Source organism: Shewanella inventionis (genome assembly GCF_014641855.1).
Lineage (GTDB): Bacteria > Pseudomonadota > Gammaproteobacteria > Enterobacterales > Shewanellaceae > Shewanella > Shewanella inventionis.
In genome coordinates, this window is record NZ_BMII01000014.1 from 37,429 (window position 1) to 51,132 (window position 13,704).

8 protein-coding genes and 1 pseudogene are annotated in these 13,704 nt (G+C 43.2%); 6 read left to right on the top strand and 3 right to left on the bottom strand.

What is annotated here, in order from left to right; translation table 11 throughout:
* The first annotated feature begins 183 nt into the window (after positions 1-183).
* Positions 184-2,403: a putative Ig domain-containing protein gene (locus IEW93_RS09515; RefSeq protein WP_188739102.1), complete on the top strand. Its 2,220-nt coding sequence runs from the start codon at positions 184-186 to the stop codon at positions 2,401-2,403.
* Positions 2,404-2,581: 178 nt separating this feature from the next.
* Here the strand turns inward: IEW93_RS09515 and IEW93_RS09520 are convergent, their stop codons facing one another.
* Positions 2,582-2,824, bottom strand: a complete 243-nt coding sequence (locus tag IEW93_RS09520) for a YecH family metal-binding protein (protein ID WP_188739103.1) — start codon at positions 2,822-2,824, stop codon at positions 2,582-2,584.
* A gap of 451 nt (positions 2,825-3,275) precedes the next feature.
* Here IEW93_RS09520 and trmY point away from each other — a divergent pair, with 451 nt between their 5' ends.
* From trmY to IEW93_RS09545, 5 genes and pseudogenes are all read left to right on the top strand, one after another.
* Entirely contained in the window at positions 3,276-3,872 is a 597-nt protein-coding gene (gene trmY / locus IEW93_RS09525) for a tRNA (pseudouridine(54)-N(1))-methyltransferase TrmY (RefSeq protein ID WP_188739104.1), read from the top strand.
* A gap of 220 nt (positions 3,873-4,092) precedes the next feature.
* Positions 4,093-6,201 (top strand): glycoside hydrolase family 97 protein, encoded by a 2,109-nt coding sequence (locus IEW93_RS09530; RefSeq protein ID WP_188739105.1) that lies wholly within the window; start codon positions 4,093-4,095, stop codon positions 6,199-6,201.
* 397 nt (positions 6,202-6,598) lie between these two features.
* Positions 6,599-8,140 (top strand): MFS transporter, encoded by a 1,542-nt coding sequence (locus tag IEW93_RS09535; RefSeq protein WP_188739106.1) that lies wholly within the window; start codon positions 6,599-6,601, stop codon positions 8,138-8,140.
* A gap of 64 nt (positions 8,141-8,204) precedes the next feature.
* Positions 8,205-10,682, top strand: a complete 2,478-nt coding sequence (locus IEW93_RS09540) for a glucan 1,4-alpha-glucosidase (protein WP_188739107.1) — start codon at positions 8,205-8,207, stop codon at positions 10,680-10,682.
* A gap of 439 nt (positions 10,683-11,121) precedes the next feature.
* Positions 11,122-11,511: pseudogene (locus IEW93_RS09545) on the top strand (DUF805 domain-containing protein); the annotation flags it as partial.
* A gap of 112 nt (positions 11,512-11,623) precedes the next feature.
* Here the strand turns inward: IEW93_RS09545 and IEW93_RS09550 are convergent.
* Together IEW93_RS09550 and IEW93_RS09555 are read right to left on the bottom strand one after the other, a co-directional pair.
* Positions 11,624-12,556, bottom strand: coding sequence for a DUF808 domain-containing protein (locus IEW93_RS09550; RefSeq protein ID WP_188739109.1), 933 nt, complete (start codon positions 12,554-12,556; stop codon positions 11,624-11,626).
* An 85-nt stretch (positions 12,557-12,641) separates the two neighbouring features.
* Positions 12,642-13,679 (bottom strand): LacI family DNA-binding transcriptional regulator, encoded by a 1,038-nt coding sequence (locus tag IEW93_RS09555; protein ID WP_188739110.1) that lies wholly within the window; start codon positions 13,677-13,679, stop codon positions 12,642-12,644.
* Positions 13,680-13,704 lie beyond the last annotated feature (25 nt).

A 13,704-nucleotide genomic window follows, 5' to 3' on the forward strand; every position in this document is an offset into this window, starting at 1 on the left:
CCCCCCATCAACCACAAGCGAACCCGATCATACTAAAGTATTGCTTTATAAATAAAAAAACATCACTTGTGAGTATTGAAAATAAATGACCCAGGTTTCATTATTTTCACGAAAATCCATCGGCTAAAGACACGCGATGAGGTTTTTTAACGTTCGTTTTAATCTTTTTATTGGAGTAGGTAAATGGAATTAACACAAAAATGGCGGCTTTCTATCATTGCGACCGCACTGTCTTTTGTTTTAACAGGTTGTGGATCGTCAGATGATGACGATGACGCAGCCAGCAATAATGTCGCACCGTTAATATCTTCTAGCGCAATTGTGACCGCTATTGAAGATACCCAATACACATATCAGCTAGCCGTTAACGACCCAGATGATGCCAATGATGGCATACAATTGACATACACATTAACAAATGCCCCAAATGGCATGACCATTAGCAATACAGGGCTTATTTCATGGACACCTATTGAAGGTGTATTAACATCTGGTGCAGTGACCGTTTCGGTTAGAGATGGCGGCGAAGATAATGCACAAAGTGCTTCACAAAGTTTTGAAGTACTCGTCACACCCGTCAATGATGCACCTGTGGTGTCTGCAATCGCGGCGCAAAGTGTTGATTCTGGCTCAACATTTACCTACCAAATCCAAGTCTCTGACGTAGACGATACTGACACGGCCAATGACATTCATTTTGAACTGGTATCTGGTCCGAGTGGCCTAACCATTAGCCCTTTGGGTTTAATCACTTACACCTCTGCTGTCGCTGAAACAACCGCAACTGACATTGCTGTGCAAGTTACCGACGGTGGTGAAGATGGCGCTGCACCGGTTCAAGTTACGTTCAATTTAAATGAAAAGTATTTTTATACTATTTCAGGCAGCCTAAATAACTATTTTAATGGTGAAGCTATCTCAGAAGGTGTAGTCAATTTGTCTAATGGTGAGGTCGTTGTTAGTACATCAACGTCTGATACCCAAGGCTTATTCTCAACCAAAGTACAAGATACGCTACTAAGCGACAGATTAACTCTTGTTGCTGATGCTACCGATTATTCTGAAGCAGCATTGAGTATTTCAAGAAATGAATTAACTCAATCGCACAATCTTTTATTACAACCAGTACATGCATCGATTAGTTTCGATGCCACTCAAGCCTCTGAGCTTGCTGTCGATGGTAATGTACTGGTCAACTTACCCGAAAACAGTCTTGTCGACTTAAACGGCAACCTTGTGTCATCTGCGGTTGTTGCTGAGCTAACGGTAATTAACCCTGCGATTGATATCGAAATGATGCCAGGAGATATGCTCACGACAAACAGCGCAAACGAAATTGTACCAATAGAATCTTTTGGGGGTATTACGGTTAGCTTTACCGATGACGCCGGCAACAAGCTGCAACTTGCAACAAACAAAGAAGCGCAAATTCAAATTCCTGTTGCAGGTTCTAACCCTCCCGCCACAATTCCGCTGTATTATTTTAATACTACATCAGGCTTGTGGGTTGAAGAAGGTGAAGCGCAATTAGTGACGATCAATGGCGAGTCATTCTATCAAGGCAATGTAAGTCATTTTACTACCTGGAATGCTGACATGATTTACGACACCATTCTGGTTAATGGTTGCGTACAAGACGAAGAAGGCAACTTATTAAATGGCGCTCGTGTTATTTCAGACGGCCGCGATTATTTAGGTCGTTCTCTGACCTTCTCCAACATGGACGGCACGTTTAGTATCCCGGTAAAGCGTAATTCAACCGTGTTACTCGGTGCAACTATTGGTTTCCAAAGCCGCACATCTATTATTAATACAGATGAAACAGATATCACCCTAGCAGAATGTTTAGTGCTATCTGAAGCGCTCACCAAAATAACCCTAAACTGGGGCGAGGCGCCTCGAGATTTAGACTCACACCTCTTTATTACTGATACTGAAGGTAACCAAAACCATGTTTATTACGGTAATTCTGAAGTAACAATCAATGATACGATTATTTATTTGGATGTTGATGATGTCACAAGCTACGGACCTGAAGTTATTTCAATCCCGCAATTTCCGGTCGAAGGCAGCTATCACTACTATGTCCATAACTACTCAGGCGCTCCTGATATTGATTCAGCGACCACTCGCGTTGAATTTATCTTTAGAAATGAACAACGTATATTTAGTCCGCCAACCGAAGGTGTAACAGAATGGTGGCATGTCGCTAAAATTGAAAAAGATGCCGAAGGACAATTGGTATTGACCTCTATTAACGAATGGGTTGATGAACCGGTAGCGGTTCAATCTGTATCAGCCCAAGCAAGACAAGATGTGCTATCTGTTGTCCCAATCAAACAGATCAACGCTATCGTAAAGGGACTCATTAACAGCAAGTATTACGATAAACAAGTTAACTAAACGCACAAGGGATTAAGCCTACACTTAATCCCTTTTTTATTTATCGCAGCAAAGTGATTAATGACCTATGGCGTGTTTAGTATCTGAAGTGATCGTTACGACATTGCTCATTTGCACTGACTCAGTGTTATTGAACACCGCAGCCATCTTTTATGTCTAATCGTTATCCGAACGACATTTAGTGGTTACAGATTTTATCTGCCGCGGTAGTGATACCGTTATCGCTTGCGATAAATTTGCCCTTGTTTTCTAAAAATGTAATCAACATATCAGCATCCATCTCACTTGCAGAGCAAGTATGGTAACGAGTATCTTCACCGAATGCGCAATGCATCATATTTTTAAGCTCATGTTTTGTAAGGGCGCTGCCGTGTTCTAGCATCATCTGCATCACTTGATGACCATGAATTGAGTCTGACATTGTATTTCCAGTTAAGATGTAAATTATTTATGCTTTATATCTTATTTTTGTCCACTGAACTCTGATCTCGCACACAACTTCAACAAAGCGGTGCCTAAAATGATATTGCTAAAAATAGAAGGCAATCAGGGTAAATAAGTGATCAGTGATTGCGTAGCAAAAATCGCTCAGAAAAAGGCTGAAATGACAGCGAGCTCGTTGTGCTAACTTTAACGTTTACAACGACGTTATAAGCGATGTTAACCAGTAACAACGCTCACATTCTTGGGCTGGCTGGCAAAATAGTCAGATTTAAATAGTTGAAGCGTCACATGTTACAAGTGAAATTAATCGCATTACAGTCAGCATGAAAACTGTGATAATAGGCAACATACTTTGTCATTATCCAAACCAAGCACTTAAACCAATCAAGTCACAGATTGTTGATGATTATTTCCAATAGGATGTACCAATGCGCGCATTTGTAGTTAGAGCCAGAGCAGCCCCCGTTGACAGTGAACAATTTTTAGCAGGTATTGGCCAATCAGCCCACACTGAAATATTAGCCCACACACTCATGAACACCATTTTTGTGGCTCAGTCACATCGCGACGACGTTGTGGTGTATTTAGTATTAGAAAGCACCACAGATTTTTCACGTACCATTTGTTTTCGGTCAAATGAGTTGGGGCATATTGGCGGGTTTCATGAGCAAAACCTCACACATAAAATAGCCAAAGCGCTAACGGTATCTATAGGTATGGCAAAAGAACAGTTACGTGAAGTCGAAGCCGGAATTACCATTCGTACCGTTAGCTTTGAAAAGCTAGTACAAGAGTTAGCCGAAGATTATCAACTGTATATGTTAGAGAAAAAAGGCACCCCAGTTCGCGATATTGAATTTGCCGCAAACCCATGCTTTTTACTAACCGACCACATCCCTATGCCTAAAAAGAGCTTTAACAGCTTAAAACGCCTAGGTACACAACACATTAATTTGGGCCCCAAAATGCTGTTTGCATCGCAATGTGTGGTGTTAATTCATAATGAATTAGACATGAGATTGTAGGTATTAGCGGTGTTAACCTCACTTGTTTTTATTGATTCGCGTACATCATTTATGCTGCACTCAAGTCTTTAGGGGAAAGTTAACACCGCCTTTTATTTTTGTTGTGGCTTAGTTCCGCCATTCACGTTCTGAATACGTATGCAGATCTTTGCGGTAAAATTGAAAAGCGTCATATATTACTTGTTGAAAACGATATAATAATAATCAACAAGGATACCGTATGACACCCTCATACCCACAGACAACGGCGTTGAGTCGTCACACTCAGACCAAAGCCAAGTTTAATAAGCAATTGATTGCTTTAACCTGCGCCGCCGCGCTATCAGGTTTGGTATTGACTAACACAGCGCACGCCAAAACCGTCAATGTCACATCACCAGACTCACACATTGACATCAGTTTATCTGATGATAACGGCCGCCCTGAATACCAAATACACTTTAACGGCAAACCCGTCATTAGCCCGAGTAAGTTAGGCTTAGTTTTTGTCCAGCTAGGTGAACTTGGCAGTGAATTTACCATTAAGAATGTCACCCGTAACAGTGTCGACCAAACCTGGCAACAACCCTGGGGCGAACGAGAAAACATACGCGATCATTACAACAGCATTGTCGCGACGTTATCTAACGGAAAACTTGATTTTGACATTGAATTTAAAGCCTTTAACGACGGGATCGGTTTTCGCTACGTGGTACCCAAACAAGCCGGCTTGACGAGCACTGCTAAACTGGATATTACCGACGAACTCACTGAGTTTGTGATCCCCAATCCTCAGCTCACCACAGCATGGTGGATCCCCGGGCGAGGCTGGAACCGCTACGAGTATTTATATCGCACCACGACGCTAGACAAAATTGATCGCGCCCACACACCAATGACATTCAGAACAGCTGATGGCGTGCACTTGAGTATCCATGAAGCCGCACTAACCGATTATGCCGCCATGGTATTAAACCAAGGCCGCGATGGCACATTACGCGCAGATTTAACTCCGTGGTCAGATGGTATTAGGGTAAAAACCCAACCGGGATTTTCAACACCTTGGCGCACCATTCAAATCGCTAACGATGCTCCTGGATTATTAAATTCAGATTTAATCCTTAATCTAAACGAACCAAACAAACTTGGCGATGTGTCTTGGGTACAACCGGGTAAATACGTGGGTATTTGGTGGGGTATGCACCTCAACGAAAACACCTGGGGTAGCGGGCCTAAACACGGCGCAACCACCAGCGAAACCAAACGCTACATGGACTTTGCAGCACAATATGGCTTTGATGGCGTATTAGTTGAAGGTTGGAATGAAGGCTGGGACGGCAGCTGGTTTCACAATGGCGATGTATTTAGCTTTACTCAAGCTTATCCTGACTTTGATATAAACGCGATTAGCCAATACGGCAAGAGTAAAAACGTTCGCTTAATTGGCCACCATGAAACATCAGGATCTGTCACTAACTACCGCAACCAAATGAGCGATGCTTACGACTTGTATAAAAAGCATGGCGTCACTCAAGTCAAAACCGGTTATGTGGCCGATGGAGGCGACATAAATCGCGTTGATGAAAACGGCATAATAAGACACGAATGGCATGACGGCCAGTTTATGGTTAATGAGTATTTACACAGCGTAACCGAAGCGGCAAAACGGGGGATTAGTATTAATACACATGAGCCGATTAAAGACACAGGTTTACGCCGCACCTACCCTAACTGGATTGCCCGCGAAGGCGCCAGAGGCCAGGAGTTTAATGCCTGGGGCAGCCCGCCAAATAATCCTGAGCACACCGCCATATTGCCCTTTACCCGGATGCTTGCGGGGCCAATGGACTTTACCCCGGGCATTTTCAACTTAGCCCCACAAGGGTTAGATGCCGAAAACCGTGTACAAACCACATTAACAAAACAATTGGCGCTTTATGTTGTGTTATACAGCCCAATCCAGATGGCGGCTGACTTGCCGCGTAATTATGTGCAAAGGCTCGATGCGTTTCAGTTTATACAAGATGTCCCAACCGATTGGAGCGACAGTATCGCTGTGGCTGGTGAAGTAGGTGATTATGTGGCGTTTGCCCGTAAACAACGTGGCGCAGAAGATTGGTATTTAGGTGCACTTACAGACGAAAAGCCACGTAAATTAACCGTTAAACTTGAATTTTTAACGCCAGAAAAACGTTATGAAGCACAAATATACCGTGATGGTAAAAACGCAGATTGGCTAACAAACCCGTATGATTATGTCATTGAAACCCAGGTTGTCACGGCGAAAGACAGCTTAAGTTTGTCACTTGCAGCCAGTGGCGGTACTGCAATCCGCTTTAAAGCACTATAAACGACTTTATGTTGCACAAATGTGCAGGTTAAGTTACCCAAATAGCATGAATACGTATGTAGTAAGTTGTACCAGTATCAGGCTCGAGGCTACTATAAAACCAGCTATTTCGTTCTGGACTAGAGGATGAGAAGGGCTAGGTCGTTTCTGGTGTGTTAACCTTTGTGACCACCAGCTTTAAAGTACCTCCATTGACTTTATCGATAGTTTATTCGGATAAATAAACCATAGATAAAGCTTAGGTCTTGGCGAATACTTGTCTTAGGGAGATGCGTATTCGCCATTTTTTTATCGACACCATTGTCTCAAGTTTGCATTACCACACTTGATCAGTGAACAACATCAGTAACCGTCGTATTAAAAAGTCAGCATAGCGACTGATAAAAAGGGATAAAACATGTCTGCGGATAATCATAATAATGTTACGCAACAGCCACAACTGAGCTTTTGGCAAATCTTTAATATGTGCTTTGGTTTTTTGGGGATTCAATTTGGTTTTGCTCTGCAAAATGCCAACGTCAGTCGTATTTTTCAAACCCTAGGCGCAGCCATCGACGACATTCCTATTTTATGGATTGCCGCACCACTGACAGGCCTAATCGTACAGCCCATTATTGGTTACATGAGTGACAACACCTGGAACGCCCTTGGCCGCCGCCGCCCCTACTTTTTAATTGGTGCCGTGCTAACCACATTGTCATTATTTATCATGCCTCACTCACCTACCCTGTGGATTGCCGCAGGTATGTTATGGATCATGGATGCGTCAATTAACATTGCCATGGAACCGTTTCGGGCTTTTGTGGGCGACAATTTACCTAAAAGCCAACGTACCCAAGGGTACGCCATGCAAAGCTTCTTTATCGGTGTTGGCGCCGTTGTTGCGTCTGCCATGCCTTATATATTAACCAATGTGTTTGATGTGGCAAATACCGCTGCAGCAGGTGAGATTGCCGACTCTGTACGCTATTCATTCTACTTTGGTGGCGCCGTGTTATTTGTCGCTGTGGGCTGGACGATTATTTCAAGTAAAGAGTATTCGCCACAAGAGTTAGCCTCGTTTGAGCAACACGCTAATCATATAAACACCTCAGAAAATACCAACAGCCGTACCAGTAAACAGTACCAAACCGGTGGCATCATTTGGATGCTAGTTGGCGCCATATTTACTGCGGCAATTTTAACGCAAGAGCTTGATAAACAGCTTTATATCCTTAGTATTGGCATTTTTGCTTTTGGGCCACTGCAATTGTTCTGTGCCCGCAAACTGACCCAAACAACCCAAGCAGCAAACAAACAACGTGGCAACAATGGCATGCTGTTTAATGTGGTTGACGATTTATTTCATATGCCAAAAGCCATGCAACAATTAGCCGTTGTGCAGTTTTTTGCCTGGTTTGCCCTCTTTGCCATGTGGATTTACACCACCGCGGCCGTGACCTCACACCATTACGCCACCAGCGATGTACTTAGCCAAGCGTATAACGACGGCGCCGATTGGGTCGGAATGTTATTTGCCTCATACAACGGTTTTGCCGCCATCGCCGCTATCATCATTCCGTTTTTAGCCAAAGCGGTCGGCATTAAGTTCACTCACACCATCAATATGTTTTTAGGTGGCATGGGGTTAATCAGCTTTATGTTTATTGAAGATCCTAATCAGTTATGGATCCCAATGATTGGAGTTGGTTTTGCCTGGGCCTCTATTTTATCTGTGCCTTACGCCATGTTGTCGTCTGCATTACCGGCAAAGAAGATGGGCGTGTATTTAGGTATTTTCAACTTTTTCATTGTTATCCCTCAGCTACTTGCCGCCAGCATTTTAGGCTTGCTGTTAAAAGTCTTTTTTGACAGTCAGCCAATTTATGCATTGGTATTAGGGGGTGTCTTTATGATGGTATCGGGCATTGCCGTACTTTTTGTAAAACAAGATAACTAAATCAATTAAATACAAAAATAACAGTGATCTGTCATCGTCACAGACAATATTTTGGGGATGTTTTATGTTAACACTACACACACAGCGCAGTGCACTTTCGAGTGCCATCACCGCAGGAATTTTAGGCCTGGTGCTAAGCGGATGCTCGCCAGCTGACTCAACAGGTAAGGTTGAAACAGATGCTGCGACATCGTTAAATAAAGTTGCACCCGGCGCACCCGGTGTTGAGCCTACATGGGCCTTTTCGGGCAAAACAGGCATTGGCACATCTTACGAGCCGTATCTCAATGGTCAATATCAAGACCAAGCGACTAATCCTGTCAGCAAAGTATGGTTTTCTGTTGCTCAAGGTATTCTCACCGAAACCATGTATGGTCTTATTCACAACGCCCAATTAAAAGAGCTGCAATTTATTATTAGCGGTAATGGCTTTGTTGATACAGAAAAAGACAACACCATTAGCAGCATTGAATATCTTGACACTGACAGCCAAGGCCGTCCACAGTCATTAGCCTATAAAATCATTAACAAAGATTTTGAAGGCAAATACCAAATCGAAAAGCATATTTTTACCGATCCAGACAGAAATAGTTTAATGATGAAGGTGGTATTTACCGCCTTTGAAGCCGGCATTACTCCTCATCTATACGTTAACCCGCATATTGATAACAGCGGTGCAAATGATATTGCTTTTGTTGACGGTCAAGCCCTTGTGGCACACACCAGTGATACAAACTCAACGGTTATGACCATTAAGGCTGACGTTGATTTTATTCACGCAAGTGCAGGTTTTGTCGGTACATCAGACGGCATTATCGACTTACAAGATAATGGTAAGCTGGACTCACACTATCAAACCACAAGCGACACTAACCAAGGCGGCAATGTTGCCTTAACGGCGCAATACCCAACCCTAACTAATGCCAATGACAGCCTAACGATTAATTTGGCTATTGGGTTCGGCCAAGATAAAGCCAGCAGTTTAGTTACGGCACAGGCTACATTAGATGCTGGTTACGATGCGGTAAAACAGGCCTATTTAGGTGATGACAAGCATGTAGGTTGGAAAGATTATCTCGCCTCACTTACGCCACTTGAAAGCATGAGCAACAACACCACAGACAATGGCAAACTGCTGTATGCCAGTGCATTAGTGTTAAAAGCACAAGAAGATAAAACCCATGCGGGTGCCTTAATCGCATCCTTATCAAACCCATGGGGTGATACCGTGTCTGCTAAAGTCGGCAGTACAGGCTATAAAGCGGTTTGGCCGCGGGATTTTTATCAATGTGCGATGGCATTTTTAGCCATGGGCGATACGCAAACACCTAAAGTAGCGTTTGAATATTTAAAGAAAGTTCAGGTTAATCAACAAACCCCAGGTTTTGCTGGCACACCCGGTTGGTTTTTACAAAAAACCCACGTTGACGGTGAAATTGAATGGGTTGGCGTACAGCTAGACCAAACTGCCATGCCCATTATGCTCGGCTGGAAACTGTGGCAGGCAGGCGTGTTAACAGATGCAGAGATCACAAACTGGTATCAGGACATGTTAAAACCTGCCGCCGACTTTCTAGTCACTGGTGGCAGAGTGAAGCTTGACTGGAATGAGACAAACATTACCCCGCCTAATACACAGCAAGAGCGTTGGGAAGAACAAGCAGGATTTTCTCCGTCGACTACAGCAGCAATTATTGCCGGTTTAGTCGCAGCCAGTGACATAGCGACACTGGCAAAAGATGCTGATGCCAGCACATACCTTGCGCTAGCTCAAACACTGCAAAGCCAGCTTGAAACAAGCATGGTCACCACTAGCGGTTTACTCAGTGCAACTGAGGCGGCACAAATAGAGGGTAACTCGGCGCCTTATTACGTTCGCATTAGTCCTAATGGCAACCCCAACACCGCAGACAAACTACTCGATAACAATGGAAAGCCAGGCTTAGATCAACGACTGATTTTAGACGGCGGCTTTTTAGAGCTAGTGCGTTATGGCGTAGTGGATGCACAAGACCCTGTCATTAAAAACAGCGTAATGCTCATCGATAATCAGCAACTTGAAGATAACTTACGGGTTAAGTACGAGTTTACCGCTAAAGATGGCAGTAAAGTACCGGGGTATCGCCGCTATGGTAACGATGGTTACGGTGAAGATACGGTCACAGGTTTTAGCTATGCTGAAAATGGCAATACCGAGGATCAACGTGGCCGAGTATGGCCCTTCTTTACTGGCGAGCGTGGCCATTACGAATTAGCGCTGGCAAAAGCCAATGGCAGCTTAACCCCAGACACTAAGCAAGGGTTAATAAATACCTATGTTCAGGGCATGGAAACCTTTGCCAACAAAGGGTTAATGTTACCAGAACAAGCGTGGGATGGTGTTGGTAACCCAACTCGCTATAATTACAAAATGGGTGACGGCACGAACTCAGCAACACCACTGGCGTGGACTCATGCTGAATACGTTAAATTGGTCCGTTCGATGACCGATGAGCAAGTATGGGACTTTTATCCTGTTGTCTCACAAAAATTGGCCAAATAACCGATTTGGCTTACTTGTCTCAGCCTATAATAGGCTGAGATTTTCATTAAAGGCCGTTGCTTTTTGCAGCGGTTTTTTTTGTCTAAAATATGAATAACCTCTTGTTAAATCAATAGCATCTTGTTACAACTACATCAGATTAAAAATAGTTAACGTTAAGGAACAACGAATGGATTGGTATAAATACCAACCAAATCTATTTACTGCACAATTCAGAACATCTCAAACTTTTCAATTCAAGGCGCATTAATGCAGGAATGGTTACTCCCTTTCAAATTGATGCAACACAGAAGTGGAATGTTTGAGAAGTTTCCACAGGACGGGTTTCAAATTGCCTTACTCAGCGTAAAAGCCTTTCGACGTAAATCGGCTATGCCTTCAAGACTTCTACTTGATTAAATCAATTTGAATTCCCGCTGAATGAACAGGTAATAGATACGATTGGTATCGAGTATTAAAGCAGTATTTTGATTTTAAAGGACGCGCTCGTCGTAAAGAATATTGGATGTTCGCATTAATAAGCGCAATTATCAGTATATTACTGACGTTAGTAGACATGGGAACAGGCCTGTACAGTGACATTTACGGCACAGGTTTATTAAGCTCGGTTTATTCGTTAGCGGTCATCATTCCTAGTATTGCAGTCAGTGTGCGCCGCTTACACGACACCGATCATTCGGGTTGGTGGTTATTGTTATTACTTATCCCGCTGCTTGGCGCGCTGATCATCTTGGTGGTAATGTGCTTTAACAGTAAAGACGACAACGAGTATGGCCCAAACCCAAAAGCCCAACCAAGCTTTACCGATAACGACAATTTAGCGCTTTAATTAATGCGGTAAAACAAAAAAGAGCAAGGTTAATAACCCTGCTCTTTTTTATATCACTCGTTTACGGCGATAATTTATATCATGCTTTAACGAGCGTTTTAATACTGCTGCGTTAGCTTTTTGAAGGCATCAATTTCATCACGCCATTCATTAATAGCACTGCTAAGCCACCGGCAACAACACCAAATACGGCATTAAGCACGCTTGGCGTTAACAGCCCTAAAACGCCACCTACAACATTAATTTGCTCAACCACCACGGCCGCATGTTCTATCCATTCAAACACAACATGGATGCCGTGAGTTAAAATGCCGCCGCCCACCATAAACATGGCAATGGTGCCAACAAAGGTGAGTATTTTCATTAAATAGGGCGCAGCAGAGACCAGCATTAAACCAATGTTGTGCCCTAACCCTTCAGCTTTACGCTTAGCAAGGTATAAGCCGACATCGTCAATTTTAACGATACCTGCCACTAAACCATAAACCCCTACCGTCATGACAAGTGCAATGACGGACAGGGTTAAAAACTGGCCCATTAAATCCATGTGGGCGGCCACACCAAGACTAATGGCAATAATTTCAGCAGACAGTACAAAATCGGTACGAATAGCACCCTTGATTTTATCTTTTTCATACTTGGCTAAATCATCTATATCTGCTTTGCCTTTGGCGACAATGGTTTCATCGTCAACTGGCGCGGACTTTTTATGCGTCATCGAGTGATAAACTTTTTCAAAGCCTTCATAACACAAAAACAACCCACCAAACATAAGCAACGGCGTAATCGCCCAGGGAATAAAAGCACTGATTAATAATGCCAGCGGCACTAAAATAAGCTTATTGCGAAACGAGCCCTTGGCAACGGCCCACACAACAGGTAACTCACGCTCAGATGCCACACCAGACACTTGCTGAGCGTTTAGCGCTAAATCATCACCTAATACCCCTGCTGTTTTGCGTGCAGCCACTTTACTCATTGCTGCCACGTCATCCAAAATCGTCGCAATGTCATCTAACAAGGTTAATAAACTGGCGCCTGCCATAATCGGTTTTATCCTGTAATCAGTTTGGTATTAGGTTATAAAATGATTTAACTGTATTTAAGGTTATTTAGTAAAACTAGGCTTTTTATAAATCGTCAGCCTTTGTGCCACAGGAGTTTCGCACCACCAAACTTGTTTTAATCAGTCGTTGGCTCACTTCTTGTCCACGAATGAGTTTAAGTACACTCTCTACTAATATTTCACCGGCAAACTGAGTATCTTGTTTAACGGTTGTCAGAGCCGGATTGGCAAAACTGGCAATAGGTATATCATCATAGCCCACAACAGCAACTTGCTCGGGCACGGTAACACCGCGTTTTTTTAATGCGCGCATCGCCCCAATCGCAATTAAATCGCTGCCGGTAAAAATGGCATCGAATAACACGCCTTTATCAAGCAACGCTATCGCGGCGTCATATCCTGATGCCTCTGTATTAATTGCATGATGTTGTAATTGCTTATCCGCTTGAATACCTGCCGCATTTAATGCTGCAACATGGCCTAAATAACGGTCACGAAACTCTGGGCTATGGCCAGATGCATCGCCTAAAAATGCAATTTTTTGACGACCGGCCCCCAATAAATGCTCGGTAGCAATATAGCCACCTTGGTGATTATCACAACCAATCGACAACACCGCTTTATTGTTATGTTCGGCTCCCCAAATCACAAAATGGGTATTCTTTTCAATCAGCTTATCTAGCTTATGAGCGTAATCCATGTAATCGCCATAACCCAATAAAATAATGCCATCGGCCTTATTACTGTCTTCATAATCGGCATGCCAATCACTAGAAAGCTGTTGAAACGAAACCAGTAAATCATAACCTTGGCGAGCAGTTGCACGAGTAATTGACCCTAACATAGACAAAAAAAACGGATTAATCATTGAATCGTCATTGGTGGGGTCTTCACAGATCAACAGCGCTAAAGTTTGACTATTTTGCATACGTAAATTACTGGCATTCTTATCAACTTTGTAATTTAGCTCTTTGGCAATAGCTTGAATGCGCTGGCGTGTCTCTAAGTTTACCAACGGGCTATTACGTAATGCACGAGACACAGTGGATTGAGACACACCAGCCTTGTAAGCAATATCAATAGAGGTCGCTTTAGATGTCATGTTCTGCATCGCCTTTTATCATTAT